This is a genomic window from Rathayibacter festucae DSM 15932 (assembly GCF_004011135.1).
In the GTDB taxonomy this organism is placed as follows: domain Bacteria; phylum Actinomycetota; class Actinomycetes; order Actinomycetales; family Microbacteriaceae; genus Rathayibacter; species Rathayibacter festucae.
Map to the genome: position 1 here is coordinate 392,562 of NZ_CP028137.1, position 14,207 is coordinate 406,768.

Consider the following 14,207-nt stretch of genomic DNA (forward strand, 5'->3'; position numbering starts at 1 on the left):
CTACGGTGGGACGGTGCGGTGGGGGATCAGGGCCCGAGGGGTCGGGCCGGAGTCGATCCCGGCGGGCGCCGTCCTCGTCGTCGCGACCCTGCTGACCCTCCTCGGCTCCTGGGTCCCCTCCTACTGGAACGACGAGGCCGCGACCCTGCGCCTCGCGCGGCTGCCGCTGCCCGAGCTGTTCGCCTTCGCGCAACAGAAGGACGCCGTGCACGTCGTCTACGCGCTGCTGATGCACGGCTGGATCGCGGTGGCGGGGGAGTCGGAGCTGGCCGTCCGCGCGCCGTCCGCCCTCGCGGCGGGGGCGGGAGCGGCGGGCGTGCTGGTGCTCCTGCGCTCGCTGGGACGCCCGCGGGCCGCGCTGCTCGCCGCGATCGTCTTCGTGCTGCTGCCGCGGACGTCGTTCAACGGGACGGAGGCGCGCTCCTCCGCGCTCGCCACGGCGCTCGTCGTGTGGGCGGCGGTGCTGGTGGTCCGCGCGGCGCGGGACGGCGGGGTGCTGCGCTGGGTCGCGTTCGTCGCGGTGGCGGGGCTCGCGAACGCCGTCTTCCTCTACTGCGTGCTCGTGCTGCCGGCCTTCGCGCTGCTCTCGGCGGCCGTCGGGCCCCGGCGTGGCAGGGCGTTCGGGGCCGGCGTGCTCGGCGCGGTGCTGTCGGTCGGCGTCGCGAGCCCGGTGATCCTCACGGCGGCGGGGCAGAGCGGGCAGATCGGCTGGCTCCGCTCGCAGCCGGTCAACGCCTACACGGTGGTCGTCGAGTCGTTCTTCGGCTCGGCGTGGTGGCTGGCGGCGCTCGCCGTGGGGCTGCTGACCGTCGCGGCGGTCCGGTCGCGGGCGGTGCGGTCGCGGGCGGTGCGATCGCGCGCGACCGGGGCGGGGGCGGTCCACCCGCCGCTCGTCCTCGTGCTGGGCGTCTGGCTGCTCCTGCCGGCCGCGGTCCTGCTCCTCGGCACCGCGCTGATCGAGCCGATGTTCACCCCGCGCTACCTCGGCCTCAGCTCGCCCGCGCTGGCGACGGCGCTGGGGCTGACCCTCGCCTCCTGGCGCCCGGTGACGGCGGGCGTCCTCGTCGGAGCGCTCGCCGTCGCAGCGCTGCCCGCGCTCGTCCTGATGCGGACGGAGACCGGCAAGCCGGCCGGACAGGACCTCCGCGCCCTCGCGCAGACGATCCAGGCCGGCGCGTGCCCGGGCGACGCGTTCCTCCTCGGCGACAGCGGGACCGTGTCGCTGCGGCCGCGGATCGCCCTCGCCGCCTACCCCTCGGCCTTCGCCGGGCTCGACGACGTCGCCCTCGAGCGCTCGTACGCGACGACCGGCACCTACTCCGACGTCCTGCTCGAGGACGACGCGCTGCGGGCCGCCCTCGCGGGCGAGCAGCGCGTCTGGACCGCGGCTCCCGCCTCCGACCCGGCGGCCTTCGACTGGCTCGCCGCGGAGGGCTTCGAGGCCGGCCCCGGCTCGACCGTGCCGACCGCGACGATCACCCTCTGGGAGCGGCGCTGACGCGTCCGCTCCGCCCCGAGCCGTTACCCTGGACCCCGGCACCGTCGCTGAGCGGCGGGGCTCGCGGTGCGAAGACCGCGCCACCGGAAGGACCTGCTCACGTGACGCTGCCCACCACCCCCGCCACCTCCGGCGAGACCGGCCTGAAGCGGAAGGGGCGCGACGTCGCCCCCGAGATCGCCCGCTCCTGGCTGCTCGTCAACGCGACCCGCACCGACACCTTCGACGCCGCGCACGCCTCGCGTGCCGACCAGGTCGTCCTCGACATCGAGGACGCGGTCGACCCGAAGGCCAAGCCCGAGGCCCGCGCCGACGTCGCCGCCTGGCTCAGTGGCGAGAAGCGCGCCTGGGTGCGCATCAACGACCACTCCACCCCGTTCTGGTCGGACGACGTCGACGCGCTGAAGGGCCTGCCCGGCCTGGCCGGCGTCATGCTCGCGAAGACCGAGGCCGGCGAGCACGTCACCGAGACCTTCGATCGCCTCGGCGGCGCGACCCCGGTGCTCGCCCTGGTCGAGTCGGCCCTCGGCATCGAGGAGGCGGTCTCGATCGCCCGCGCCCGCGGCACCTTCCGCCTCGCCTTCGGCAGCGGCGACTACCGCCGCGACACCGGCACCAGCGCCGACGACCTGGCGATGGCGTACCCGCGCTCGCGCCTCGTCGTCGCCTCGCGCATCGGCGACCTGCCCGGCCCGATCGACGGCCCGACCGTCTCCAACAGCCATCCGGTGCTGCGCGAGCAGTCCGCGCTCACCGTCTCGCTCGGCCTCACCGGCAAGCTCTGCCTCGACACCGAGCAGCTCGCGGTCATCAACGAGGTCATCAGCCCGACCCCGTCCGACGTGGCCTGGGCGCGCGACTTCCTCGACGACTTCGAGGCCCGCGGCCGCGTCATCCGCGACGGCAGCGACCTGCCGCGACTGGGCCGGGCGAAGAAGATCGACAAGCTCGCGACCGCGTTCGGGGTCAATCCGCTCTGACCGCTCCGGCCCGTGGAGGGGCACACTGGGGATTCGACGAGGAGGCCGGCATGGGTGCAGTCAGCACGTTCCTGTGGTTCGACGACCAGGCGAGGGAGGCGGCCGAGTTCTACACCGAGCTCGTGCCGAACTCGCGGATCCTGAGCACCGAGGTGCTGCCCGAGGGCTCGCCCTCGCCGGGCACCGTCACGGTCGTGTCCTTCGAGCTCGACGGGCAGCTCTTCCGGGCGATGAACGCCGGCCCGCGCTTCCCGTTCACGGAGGCGGTCTCGATCGAGGTCTCGGTCGAGGACCAGGCCGAGGTCGACCGGCTCTGGGACGCGCTGATCGCCGACGGCGGCGAGGAGAGCCGCTGCGGCTGGCTCCGCGACCGCTGGGGGCTGTCCTGGCAGATCGTGCCGACCGCGCTCGCGACCGTGCTCGGCGGCTCCGACGCGGAGGGCGCGGCGCGGGCGCTGCAGGCGATGCTCGGGATGACGAAGCTCGACGTCGCCGCCCTCGAAGCGGCCTATGCCGGCGCCTGAGCGGGGGCGCCTACGGCGCTCGTCCGCCTCGCTGCGCGCGGCCTATCTGCGCGACTACCGCTACGCCTACGGCTCGCGGTTCACGCACCTGCGCGAGGGCTGGGACGTCTCGCGCTACGCCTCGGGCGACGGCGCGCCCGTCCTGCTGATCCCCGGGATCTACGAGACCTGGCAGTTTCTGCGACCGATCGCCGACCGGCTGCACGCGGCCGGGCACCCGATCCACGTGCTGCCCGCGCTCGGCTACAACACCCGGCCGATCGTCGCCTCGGCCGCGCTCGGGCAGGAGTACCTGCGCGAGCACGACCTGCGCGGGGTCGTCGTCGTCGCGCACAGCAAGGGCGGCCTGATCGGCAAGCACATGATGGTCGTCGACGACCGCGACGAGGGCCGGATCGACCGGATGATCGCCGTCTCGACGCCGTTCAACGGCTCACCGCTCGCCCGGATCGCGCCGGCCCGGGCGCTGCGCGAGTTCGGCCCGCACCGGCCCGTGATCCGGACGCTGCTGGCCGAGCGCGACGCCGACCGGCGCATCGTCTCGATCTACGGGATGCGCGACCAGTACATCCCGGGCGGGAGCCGCCTCGCCGGCGCGCGCGAGAACATCGCGGTGTCGGTGGTGGGGCACTTCGTGCTGCTGTCGCACCCGCGGGTGCTGGCGCTCATCGCGGCGCGGGTGGAGCCGGAGGACGACGCGCCGGGGACGGACGACGTCACTCCGGAGACGACCGTCGTCGCTCCGGAGTGACGACCGGCCGGGTCAGGACCAGGGCGTGAGCAGCACCAGCGGGATCTGCCGGTCGGTCTTCGTCTGGTACTCGGCGTAGTCGGGCCAGGCCGCGACCGCGCGCTCCCACCAGGCGGCGCGCTCGTCGCCCTCGAGGACGCTCGCGGTGTAGTCCTTCTTCACCGGGCCGTCTTGCAGCTCGACGTGCGGCTCCTTGACCATGTTCAGGTACCAGACCGGGTGCTCCGGCGCGCCGCCCTTCGAGGCGACGACGACGTAGGAGCCGTCGTGCTCGACGCGCATCAGCGCGGTCTTGCGCAGCTTGCCGCTGCGGGCGCCGACCGTGGTCAGGACGATGATCGGCTTGCCGCGGAGGAGATTGCCCTCCGCGCCGCCGGTGGCCTCGTAGAGCTCCGCCTGCTCGCGGGCCCAGGCGGACGTGCTCGGTTCGTATTCTCCGGTGAGGGGCATGCATCGATCGTATTGCGCGCAGAACATCAGCTGAGAAGGTCCTTCATCGGCGAGGAGCGACGAACTCGGCTCGCAGCTGATGTTCTGCACCGCAGCCGCACCGTCCGGGCTCCGGGTGTGCACGAGGATGGAGCGGTGCAGCCAGCAGACCAGCTCGACCGAGCCCGCATCGCGCTCCTCGGCGACGACCTCTCTCGTGCCCGCTACCGCGTCGACGCCGTCCGCGAGCTGTGGGGCGAGGCCGCGGGCGAGGCGCTGCACCGCGGCGACCGGGTCCCGGCGCGGCGGGCGCTCGAGCGCAGCGGCGATCACGGGCCGCTGGCCACGCTGGCCCGGCTGTTCCTCCTCGCCGATCCGGTGCCGACGGAGCAGGCGGAGGCGGCGTTCCCGTCGCTCGGGCTCGACGGCGCCCTGGAGCTGGAGCTCGTGCGCTCCGAGGCCGGAGCGGTGGTCACCGCCGCGCTCGACCTGCGGCCCTACGACCTCGTCGACCTGCACGGCGCCGCCTCCTGGTGGATCGCCTCCGATCTCGGCGAGCTCGCGCTCGGCCGGCCGCTCGACGAGGACCACGTGCTCGGCGTCGGCGGCGCGAGCCTCACCCTCGCCGGGCTGATGATCCAGCGGCCGGTCGGCACCCTGCTCGACCTCGGCACCGGCTGCGGGATCCAGGCGCTGCACGCCTCCCGGCACGCGGACCGCGTCGTCGCGACCGACGTCTCGCACCGCGCGCTCGCCATCGCCGCCTTCAACGCGGCGCTGAACGGCATCGACTCGATCGAGTTCCGGCACGGCAGCCTCTACGAGCCGGTCGCGGGGGAGCGGTTCGACCAGATCGTCACCAACCCGCCGTTCGTGATCACGCCGCGGACCGCAGGCGTCCCCGCCTACGAGTACCGCGACGGCGGGCTCGAGGGCGACGAGATCGTCCGCCGGGTGATCGTCGGCGCCGCCGAGCACCTGGTGCCGGGCGGTGTCGCGCAGCTGCTCGGCAACTGGGAGTACCGGGCCGAGGCGGATGCGTTCGACCGGGTTCGCGCCTGGCTGGCCGACGACCGCAGCCCGCTCGAGCAGGCGCTCGAACCCGGGCACGCCGGACTCGCCGCCTGGATGGACGGCACCGCCTCGCCGCTCGACGTCTGGATCGTGGAGCGCGAGCAGCAGGATCCGGCGATCTACGCCGAGACCTGGATCCGAGACGGCGGGACCACCCGCGGTGCGGAGTCCGACGCGCTCGTCGACGCCTGGCTCGAGGACTTTGAGCGACGCGGCGTGACCGGAGTCGGCTTCGGCTACGTGACGCTGAGGCTCCCCGCCTCGCCCCGGCCGCCGATCCGGCGCCTCGAGCGGCTCGACGCGGCGTTCGCGACCGCGGGGCTGGGCGGGCACCTCGCGCACTGCCTCGACGCGCTCGACGCACTGTCCGCGGTCGACGACGCCGACCTCGCGCGGCTGGCGCTCGTCGTCGCCGGCGACGTGACCGAGGAGCGGCACTACTGGCCGGGCAACGACGACCCGACCGTGCTCCGGCTGCGCCAGGGCGGCGGCTTCGCCCGGGTGGAGGAGGCGGACACGGCCCTCGCCGCGGTCGTCGGGGCGTGCGACGGCGAGCTGTCCGTCGCCGCCATCACGGCCGCGGTGGCCTCGCTCCTGCACGTGGAGGAGGCCGCCGTGCTGGACTCCGTGCTACCGCGGGTGCGCGAGCTCGTCGCGACCGGGATGCTGCGGCTGCCCTGAGCGCGGGGTGCGCCCCCTCGGGTCAGAACAGGGTCGCGGGGGCGTCCTCGGTGTCGACGGCGGGCGTCACGGCGGGGGCGGCTCCCGGCCAGCCCGGGCCGGAGTCCACGGCCGTGCGGCGCTGGTAGGCCGTCGCGGCGGCGCGGGCGCGCACGTCGGCGGCCTCGTTCATTCGGTGATTGGCGTGCCCCTTGACCCACTCGAAGGTGACGGCGCGGCCCTGCAGCTCCTCGTCGAGCGCCTTGATGATCTCGACGTTCATCACCGGCTTGCCGTCGGCCTTCCGCCAGCCCTTCCGCTTCCAGCCCGGCAGCCACTCGGTGCAGGCCTTGATGGCGTACTGGCTGTCGCAGAGGATGTGCACGGGCTCGCTCTCCTGCGCGGTGGCGCGGAGCAGCTCGAGGACCGCGGTGAGCTCGCCGATGTTGTTGGTGCCGTGCGACCAGCCGCCGGCCGCCCAGCGCTCGTCGTCGACGTACCAGGCCCAGCCCGCGGGGCCGGGGTTGCCCAGCGCTGATCCGTCTGCGGCGGCGATGATGCTCACGTGCGGTCCTCCTCGAAGTCGGTGCGCCCTCGCGAGCGCCCTTCGAGGGTAGTCGCCCGCGCCGACGTCGGCCGTCGGGCGCTGCTCGGTGAGCGCAACCGGGTACCCGGTGTCGGGGGCCGCTGGCAGGGTGGAGGGATGACCAGCATCCCCACCCTCACCCTCATCGACGGCACGAGCATCCCGCAGCTCGGGTTCGGCGTCTTCCAGGTCGACCCCGCCGAGACGGAGCGCATCGTCGCCGAGGCGCTCGAGGCCGGCTACCGGCACATCGACACCGCCGCGATCTACGGCAACGAGGAGGGCGTCGGGCGGGCGCTCGCCTCCTCCGGGATCGCGCGCGACGAGCTGTACGTGACCACGAAGCTGTGGAACGACGACCAGGGCCGCGACACCGCGGCCGGGGCGCTCGACGCCAGCCTCGAGAAGCTCGGCCTCGACGCCGTCGACCTCTACCTCATCCACTGGCCGAAGCCTAAGCAGGACCGCTACGTCGAGAGCTGGGAGGCGATGCAGGAGCTGCAGGCCGCCGGCCGCACCCGCTCGATCGGCGTCTCGAACTTCCTCGTGCCGCACCTGGAGCGGCTGCTCGCCGCGACCGAGGTCGTCCCCGCCGTCAACCAGATCGAGCTGCACCCGTACCACCAGCAGCCGACGGTCACCGCGTTCGGCGCGCAGCACGGCATCGCGACGGAGGCCTGGGGCCCGCTCGGGCAGAACAAGTACCCGCTGCTCGAGCTGCCGGTGATCACCGGCGCGGCCGAGGCGCACGGGGTCACGCCCGCGCAGGTCGTGCTGCGCTGGCACCTCGACCGCGGCCACATCGTCTTCCCGAAGTCGTCGACGAAGGCCCGCATCGTGGAGAACATCGACGTCTTCGGCTTCGAGCTGACCGACGACGAGCGCGACGCGATCACCGCGCTCGAGCGCGCCGGCCGCGTCGGCGGCGACCCGAACGAGGTCTGACGCGGGGTCTCCTCGGGAGTACGGGGAGGCCGTGCTGATCGAGTAGCCCTCTCAGAGGGCGTATCGAGATCCGCCACCGTCGGAACGCGAGTCTGCAGACCCGCCCAGTCGGTGATGGTGGGTCTCGATACGCCCCTGCGGGGCTACTCGACCAGCATGATTCCCCGCCGCCGGCGCGGCTACTCGACCAGCATGATCCGCCTCAGGAGGCGGCCGTTCCATGCTGATCGAGTAGCCCCGGAGGGGCGTATCGAGATCCACGTGTTCGGAGTGCGGTGGGTCTCGATACGCCGCTGGCGCGGCTGCTCGACCAGCATGATCCGCCTCAGGAGGCGGCCGTTCCATGCTGATCGAGTAGCCCCGGAGGGGCGTATCAAGATCCGCGTCGTCCGGAGGGGTGGGTCTCGATACGCCGCGGGCGCGGCTACTCGACCAACACGAGGCGCTAAGAGGCGCGGCGGGCGATGGTGACGCGGGTCGCGTAGGGCATCGCGACGCGGTCGCCGGGCAGCGCGTCGACGACCTCGCCGACGGCGGCGAGGACCGCGGCGCGCTCCTCCTCGCTCATCGCGATGACGTAGCTGCGCGAGGCGAACATGTCGAGCAGCGCCGGCCGGTCGAGGTCGTACGCCCACTCGAACTGCGCGTAGGCGACGCGCTCCAGCGCCGAGCCCAGCGGCGGCTGCACCGTCTCGAAGCGCTCGGCGGCGGAGGAGCCGGCGACCTCGCCGAGGCGCCGCACCCACGGCACCGACTCGTCGCGGATGTTCCAGACCAGCGCGAGCACGCCGCCCGGAACCAGCACCCGCGCGACCTCGGCGCTCGCGCGCTCGGGGTCGACCCAGTGCCAGGACTGCGCCGCGGTCACCAGCTCGACGGACGCATCGGGCAGCGGGATCGCCTCGGCGGTCCCCGCCAGCGCCCGGACCGACGGCAGCTGCGCCGTCAGCCGCTCGAGCATCGCCGTGTCCGGCTCCACGGCGGTCACGTCGAGTCCGCGCGCCACCAGCGACGCGGTGAACTTCCCGGTGCCGGCCCCGAGGTCCACAGCGCGCACCCGGTCGGAGGCGTCCGCGCCGGCCGCCCGCGCGCGCTCGGGCACGAAGGCACCGGCCACCCGGGCTGGCGCGTGCCCGACGAGCCAGTCCACCGCGTCGTCCGGGTAGCCCGGGCGCCCGCGGTCGTAGGCGTCGACGGCCGAGCCGAAGGAGCGGCCGAGCTCGGCGGGAGAGGCGGAAGGTGTCGCGTCGGAGGGCGTCATGTTACCGACGCTACGCCTCGGCGACTCGCCCCGGGTTCTACGCGTCCGTCGCCCCCAGGGTCCGCGCGAGGACGTCCACCGCGTAGCCGTAGCCCGCGATGCCGGCGCCGACGATCACGGCGACCGCGATGTCCGACAGGTAGGAGTGGCGCCGGAACTCCTCGCGCCGGTGCACATTGCTCACGTGCACCTCCACCAGCGGCAGCTCGGTGGCGAGGACGGCGTCGCGGATCGCGATCGAGGTGTGGGTGTAGGCGCCGACGTTGAGCAGCAGGCCGGCGGCCGTGCCGCGCGCCTCGTGCAGGCGGTCGATGATCGCACCCTCCGAGTTGCTCTGGAAGAACTCGATCCCGAGGCCGAGCCGCTCCGCCGCGCGGGTGGCGAGCGCCTCCGCATCCGCGAGCGTGTCGGACCCGTAGACCGCGGGCTCGCGGGTGCCGAGGAGGTTCAGGTTCGGGCCGTTGACGACGAGGATCTTCACGCTCCGACCCTAGCGACCCGGGGGCGCGGACCGGTCAGGCGAGCGTCGCCGCGATGCCGACCGGCAGCGCCGGCAGCTCGGCGCGCAGCCGGATCAGCTCGCGCGCGTGCTCGTCCAGCCGGCGGTCCTCGTCGCTCCGCGGCTCGAGCGCCGGCACAGCCTCGGCCGCCCCGTCGTCGCCGCGCACCACGAAGACGCTCATGCACTGCGTCGTCAGCTCGAGCTCGCCGGTCCGCGGGTCGCCGGAGCGCACGTGGATCGCGAGGTGCATCGAGCGCGGCCCGGTGTGGATCAGCCGCGCCTCCACCTCGACGAGGTGCCCGATCCGCACCGGCCGGTAGAAGTGGATGCCGCCGGAGTAGACGGCGACCGCGTCGCGGCCGCTCCAGCCCTGCGCGACGGCGTTCGCGGCCTCGTCGATCCAGCGCATCACGATGCCGCCGTGCGCGTTGCCGCCCCAGTTGACGTCGCCGGGCGCGGCCAGGAAGCGGAAGACGATCCGCGGGCCGGTCCCCGCCTCCGTGTACTCCTGCGCGCGCATCACCTCGTGCAGCGCGCGCCGGCCGTCGATGCGGGCGGCGGCGCCCTCGGCCAGGGCGAGGTCCTCGATCGTGCGCGGCGTCCACTCCGGCACCGGGCGCGGGCGCTTCTCTTCGTCGACGGCGACGAAGATCAGGAGGCAGTGCGTCGCCGCCTCGTAGCGCCCGGTGCGCGGATCGGCCTGGGCGACCCGCACCAGCACGTGCATGCTCGTCCGGCCGGTGTGGATGACCTGCGCGGTCGCCTCGATCAGGTTGCCGACGGCGATCGGCCGGGTGAAGTGCACGTTGCCGACGTACGCGGTGACGCAGTAGCCGCCGCTCCAGCCGACCGCGCAGGCGTAGCCGGCCTTGTCGATCCACTCGAGCACGCGGCCGGCCTGGGCGCTGCGGCCGTCGGCGGTCGCGTCCTGCGGCGCGGCGAGGAAGCGGAGGGTGATGCGGTCGTCCATGGTGCCCGTCTGGTCGTGCGGTAGGTGGGGGATCTCCACATGCTGGTCGAGTGGCCGCGGCGGCGGTCCTCACATGCTGGTCGAGTAGCCGCGGCAGCGGCGTATCGAGACCCACGTGCTCGGAGGTGGTGGATCTCGATTCGCCCCTGGGGGGCTACTCGATCAGCAAGAAGGGGCGGGCATTCATGCTGGTCGAGTAGCCGCGCCAGCGGCGTATCGAGACCCACGTGCTCGGAGGTGGTGGATCTCGATACGCCCCTGCGGGGCTACTCGATCAGCATGAGGGCGGCGGCGCGGTCGCTGCCGCGCGGACAAGAGGAGTGGACCCGCGGAGGGGGATGCGAAGAAGGGGGATGGTTCCCCTCCGCGGGCCACAGGGGCGCCGGCGCGGGGCCGGCGGGATCGGGGGTCAGGCCGCGTGGGCGGCCGGCAGCTCCTCGGCGAGCAGCCGGAGCCGCAGCGCCCGGAGCTCGGCGGTCAGCTCGGGCGGCAGGCGGTCGCCGAAGCGGGCGAAGAACGCCTCCGTCAGGGCGCACTCGTCGAGCCACGCCTCCACCGGCACCGAGAACAGCTCCTCCTTCGCGGCGGCCGAGAGGTTGAGCCCGTGCGTATTGATCGACAGCGGGAGGTCGCCGATCGCGCTGGGCCGCGACTCCGCGAGCCCCTCGATCCGCCGGACGAGCCACTGCAGCACCCGGGCGTTGTCGCCGAAGCCGGGCCAGAGGAAGGAGCCGTCGGCGGCCTTGCGGAACCAGTTCACCTGGAAGATCGCGGGCGCCTTCTCGCCCAGGTCCGCGCCGATCGCGAGCCAGTGCGCGAAGTAGTCGGCCATGTTGTAGCCGCAGAAGGGCAGCATCGCGAACGGGTCGCGCCGCAGCTCGCCGACCGTCCCCTCCGCCGCGGCTGTCTTCTCGGAGGCGATGGTCGCGCCGAGGAAGACGCCGTGCTGCCACGAGGTCGCCTGGGTCACCAGCGGCACGTTGCTGGCACGGCGCCCGCCGAAGACGATCGCGTCCAGCGGCACGCCCTCGAAGGCGTCCCACTCCCGCGAGAGCGTCGGGCACTGCTCGGCCGGCGCCGTGAAGCGCGCATTGGGATGCGCGGCCGGGGTCCCGGAGGCGGGCGTCCACGGCTCGCCGCGCCAGTCGGTCAGCCGCTCGGGCACCTCGTCGGTGAGGCCCTCCCACCAGACGTCGCCGTCCTCGCGGAGTGCGACGTTGGTGAAGATCGTGTTGCCCCAGAGGGTGTGCACGGCGTTGGGGTTGCTGCTCTGCCCGGTGCCGGGCGCGACGCCGAAGAACCCGGTCTCGGGGTTCATCGCCCAGAGGCGACCGTCCTCGCTCTTCTTCATCCAGGTGATGTCGTCGCCGAGCGTCTCGACGCGCCAACCGGGGATCGTCGGCTGCAGCATCGCCAGGTTCGTCTTGCCGCACGCGCTCGGGAAGGCAGCGGCCACGTGGTAGCTCCGGCCCTCGGGCGAGACGATCCGGATCAGGAGCATGTGCTCCGCGAGCCAGCCCTCCTCGCGTCCCATCGCCGAGGCGATCCGCAGGGCGAAGCACTTCTTGGCCAGCAGGGCGTTGCCGCCGTAACCGGAGCCGAACGACCAGATCTCGCGCGTCTCGGGGAACTGGGTGATGTACTTCGTCGCATTGCAGGGCCAGGCGACGTCCTCGCGGGTCGTGCCGTCGGCGTCGCGGAGCGGGAAGCCGACCGAGTGCACACCGCGGACGAAGGCGGTCTCCTCGGTGAAGGCGGCGAGCGGCTCGGCGCCCACGCGGGCCATGATGCGCATGTTCAGCACGGCGTAGGCGGAGTCGGTCAGCTGTACGCCGAGCTGCGAGAGCGGCCCGCCGACCGGGCCCATCGAGAACGGGACGACGTACATCGTCCGGCCGCGCATCGAGCCGGCGAAGTAGGGCGCGAGCTCGGCCTTCATCGCGGAGGGCTCGCGCCAGTTGTTGGTCGGTCCGGCGTCGGCCTCATCCGTGGTGCAGAGGAAGGTGCGGTCCTCGACGCGGGCGACGTCGTCGGGGTCGGTGCGGGCGAGGAAGGAGCCGGGCCGCCACTCCGGGTTCAGGGCGATCAGCTTCCCCTCTTCGACCATCCGGGCGGTGAGGCGGTACCACTCGGCGGGGGAGCCGTCGCACCACTCGATCGCGTCGGGCTGGAGGATCGCGGCCGTCTCGCGCACCCAGCGGCGCAGTGCCAGCGGGGCGGGCGGCACGACCGGTGCGGCGACCGGGGTCGGCGCGGTCATGGTGGTCGTCTCGAGGAGGAGGGTGTTGCTGTAGATGCTCATGCTGGCTCCGCTTTCAGTGCAGTCGTCGTCGACGGGGTGGGGAGTCGGTCCTCGTGGCGGTCGTGATCCGACGGTGCGAGGGGCGCTCTCTGGCGCCTGAAGCCAGGATGGAGGAGGATCGAGGGGTATTTGCGAGGCCTTGACCGTCAAGAATCGCGGTTTTTGCGCCTCCGTCACAACCGATCGCTGGAGCTCGCCGTGACCGACACCACCGCCCCCGCCGCCCTCCCCGCCGCCGGGACCGATGCCGCCCTGCTCGGGCAGCGCATCCGCCACTTCCGGACCCGCCGCGGGCTGACCCTCGGGCAGCTCGCCGAGCGCGTGGGCGTCTCGGGCAGTCAGCTCTCCCTGATCGAGACCGGACGCCGGGAGCCGCGGCTCTCGCTGATGCAGGCGCTCGCCACCGCGCTCGGCGTCGAGCTCGCCGCGCTGCTCTCCGACGAGCCGCCGAGCGAGCGCGCCGCCCTCGAGATCGAGCTGGCGCGGGTGCAGAAGGGGTCGCTCTACCGCTCGCTCGGGCTGCCGGAGTTCAAGGTCAACAAGAGCCTGACCACTCCCGTCCTCGAGGCGTTCCTCGGCGTCTACCGCGAGCTGGCGCGCCGCAAGAGCGAGGCCAGCGCGACACCGGAGGAGGCGCGGCGCGCCAATACCGCTCAGCGGCTGCAGCTGCGCGAGCACAACGCGTACCTGCCCGAGATCGAGGCGGTCGCCGGCGAGATGCTCCGCACGGTCGGTCACCGCGGGGGCGCGCTGACCCACAGCTCGGTCTCGAAGATGGCGCGGCACCTCGGCTTCGAGATCATCCACGTCGGCGATCTGCCGCACTCGGCGCGCTCGGTGATCGACCTCGCGAACGGACGGATCTACCTGCCGCCCGCCTCGATCCCCGGCGGGCACGGGCTGCGGGCGCTCGCCCTGCAGGCGATGGCGCACCGGCTGCTCGGCCACGAGCGCCCGGTCACCTACGCCGACTTCCTCCGGCAGCGGCTCGAGATCAACTACTTCGCGGCGGCCTGCCTGATGCCGCTGGAGCCGGCCGTGGCGTTCCTGGAGGAGGCGAAGCGCGAGCGCGACATCACCGTCGAGGACTTCCGCGACGGCTTCGGTGTCACGCATGAGGCGGCGGCGCTGCGCTTCACCAACCTGCTCACCTCGCACCTCGACATCCGGATGCACTTCCTTCGCGTGCTCGGCGACGGCTCGATCCAGAAGGCCTACGAGAACGACGGCCTGCCGCTGCCGACCGACGTGACCGGTGCGGTGGAGGGGCAGATCGTCTGCCGCTACTGGTCGGCGCGCTCGGCCTTCAGCCGCACCAATCGCACGACCGAGTACTACCAGTACGTGGACACGCCGGCCGGCACCTTCTGGTCGGCCTCGCAGACCGGCACCACCGCCACGGAGGAGTTCTCGATCACCGTCGGCGTCCCCTTCGCCGAGGCGCGCTTCTTCCGCGGCCGCGACACCGACCGCCGCGAGCAGTCCCGCTGCCCCGACGAGTCCTGCTGCCGCCGCGCCCCCGCCGAGCTCGCACAGCGCTGGGACGGCAACGCCTGGCCGAGCGCCCGCCTGCACGCGCACGTCCTCGCCCCGCTGCCCTCCGGCACCTTCCCCGGCATCGACGACGCCGAGGTCTACGCCTTCCTCGACACCCACGCCCGCGAGTCCTGACCCTCCTCCCCAGGTTCTGCCGCCCTCCGCGAGATGCCACTTATGAGGCGATTC

General features: G+C 73.3%; 13 protein-coding genes. 7 read left to right on the top strand and 6 right to left on the bottom strand.

Annotation, left to right across the window (positions count from 1 at the left end; genetic code table 11):
* Positions 1-13: 13 nt before the first annotated feature.
* The 4 genes from C1I64_RS01950 (at position 14) to C1I64_RS01965 (ending at position 3,753) form a co-directional block, all read left to right on the top strand.
* On the top strand, positions 14-1,498 hold the full coding sequence (locus C1I64_RS01950) for a glycosyltransferase family 39 protein (protein WP_127886030.1): 1,485 nt from the start codon (positions 14-16) through the stop codon (positions 1,496-1,498).
* Between the two features lie 143 nt (positions 1,499-1,641).
* Positions 1,642-2,478 carry an HpcH/HpaI aldolase/citrate lyase family protein gene (locus tag C1I64_RS01955; protein ID WP_123445387.1) on the top strand — a complete coding sequence of 279 codons (837 nt, stop codon included), beginning with the start codon at positions 1,642-1,644 and terminating at the stop codon, positions 2,476-2,478.
* A 50-nt stretch (positions 2,479-2,528) separates the two neighbouring features.
* Complete coding sequence (locus C1I64_RS01960) at positions 2,529-3,002, top strand: VOC family protein (protein WP_127886031.1); 474 nt, start codon at positions 2,529-2,531, stop codon at positions 3,000-3,002.
* Complete coding sequence (locus tag C1I64_RS01965; RefSeq protein ID WP_127886032.1) at positions 2,989-3,753, top strand: esterase/lipase family protein; 765 nt, start codon at positions 2,989-2,991, stop codon at positions 3,751-3,753. The genes C1I64_RS01960 and C1I64_RS01965 overlap by 14 nt, the downstream gene beginning before the upstream one ends.
* A gap of 12 nt (positions 3,754-3,765) precedes the next feature.
* Here the strand turns inward: C1I64_RS01965 and C1I64_RS01970 are convergent, their stop codons facing one another.
* Positions 3,766-4,203, bottom strand: a complete 438-nt coding sequence (locus C1I64_RS01970) for a nitroreductase family deazaflavin-dependent oxidoreductase (RefSeq protein ID WP_123445252.1) — start codon at positions 4,201-4,203, stop codon at positions 3,766-3,768.
* Positions 4,204-4,338: 135 nt separating this feature from the next.
* Here C1I64_RS01970 and C1I64_RS01975 point away from each other — a divergent pair, with 135 nt between their 5' ends.
* Positions 4,339-5,937, top strand: a complete 1,599-nt coding sequence (locus C1I64_RS01975) for a DUF7059 domain-containing protein (RefSeq protein ID WP_127886033.1) — start codon at positions 4,339-4,341, stop codon at positions 5,935-5,937.
* Positions 5,938-5,959: 22 nt separating this feature from the next.
* Here the strand turns inward: C1I64_RS01975 and C1I64_RS01980 are convergent, their stop codons facing one another.
* A complete protein-coding gene (locus C1I64_RS01980) occupies positions 5,960-6,481 on the bottom strand; it encodes a ribonuclease H family protein (protein ID WP_127886034.1) in 522 nt (173 codons plus the stop codon).
* 138 nt (positions 6,482-6,619) lie between these two features.
* Here C1I64_RS01980 and C1I64_RS01985 point away from each other — a divergent pair, with 138 nt between their 5' ends.
* Positions 6,620-7,447, top strand: coding sequence for an aldo/keto reductase (locus C1I64_RS01985; protein ID WP_127886035.1), 828 nt, complete (start codon positions 6,620-6,622; stop codon positions 7,445-7,447).
* A gap of 445 nt (positions 7,448-7,892) precedes the next feature.
* On the opposite strand, the gene C1I64_RS01990 is transcribed toward C1I64_RS01985, so the two are convergent.
* The 4 genes from C1I64_RS01990 to C1I64_RS02005 form a co-directional block, all read right to left on the bottom strand.
* Positions 7,893-8,708 (bottom strand): class I SAM-dependent methyltransferase, encoded by an 816-nt coding sequence (locus C1I64_RS01990; RefSeq protein ID WP_127886036.1) that lies wholly within the window; start codon positions 8,706-8,708, stop codon positions 7,893-7,895.
* A gap of 37 nt (positions 8,709-8,745) precedes the next feature.
* Complete coding sequence (aroQ, locus tag C1I64_RS01995) at positions 8,746-9,189, bottom strand: type II 3-dehydroquinate dehydratase (RefSeq protein ID WP_127886037.1); 444 nt, start codon at positions 9,187-9,189, stop codon at positions 8,746-8,748.
* Between the two features lie 34 nt (positions 9,190-9,223).
* The gene (locus tag C1I64_RS02000; protein ID WP_127886038.1) at positions 9,224-10,180 is read right to left on the bottom strand and encodes an acyl-CoA thioesterase; all 957 of its coding nucleotides are present in this window, start codon (positions 10,178-10,180) and stop codon (positions 9,224-9,226) included.
* Positions 10,181-10,589: 409 nt separating this feature from the next.
* Positions 10,590-12,440, bottom strand: coding sequence for a phosphoenolpyruvate carboxykinase (GTP) (locus C1I64_RS02005; protein WP_127888421.1), 1,851 nt, complete (start codon positions 12,438-12,440; stop codon positions 10,590-10,592).
* Positions 12,441-12,680: 240 nt separating this feature from the next.
* Between C1I64_RS02005 and C1I64_RS02010 the strand changes: the two genes are divergently transcribed.
* A complete protein-coding gene (locus C1I64_RS02010) occupies positions 12,681-14,153 on the top strand; it encodes a helix-turn-helix domain-containing protein (RefSeq protein WP_127886039.1) in 1,473 nt (490 codons plus the stop codon).
* Positions 14,154-14,207 lie beyond the last annotated feature (54 nt).

What these genes read in the sequence shown, in the direction of transcription:
- C1I64_RS01960 (WP_127886031.1), top strand. Translation starts at nt 2,529, where the DNA reads ATGGGTGCAGTCAGCACGTTCCTGTGGTTCGACGACCAGGCGAGGGAG.
- C1I64_RS01965 (WP_127886032.1), top strand. Translation starts at nt 2,989, where the DNA reads ATGCCGGCGCCTGAGCGGGGGCGCCTACGGCGCTCGTCCGCCTCGCTG.
- C1I64_RS01970 (WP_123445252.1), bottom strand. Translation starts at nt 4,203, where the DNA reads ATGCCCCTCACCGGAGAATACGAACCGAGCACGTCCGCCTGGGCCCGC.
- C1I64_RS01985 (WP_127886035.1), top strand. Translation starts at nt 6,620, where the DNA reads ATGACCAGCATCCCCACCCTCACCCTCATCGACGGCACGAGCATCCCG.
- C1I64_RS01990 (WP_127886036.1), bottom strand. Translation starts at nt 8,708, where the DNA reads ATGACGCCCTCCGACGCGACACCTTCCGCCTCTCCCGCCGAGCTCGGC.
- C1I64_RS02000 (WP_127886038.1), bottom strand. Translation starts at nt 10,180, where the DNA reads ATGGACGACCGCATCACCCTCCGCTTCCTCGCCGCGCCGCAGGACGCG.
- C1I64_RS02005 (WP_127888421.1), bottom strand. Translation starts at nt 12,440, where the DNA reads ATGACCGCGCCGACCCCGGTCGCCGCACCGGTCGTGCCGCCCGCCCCG.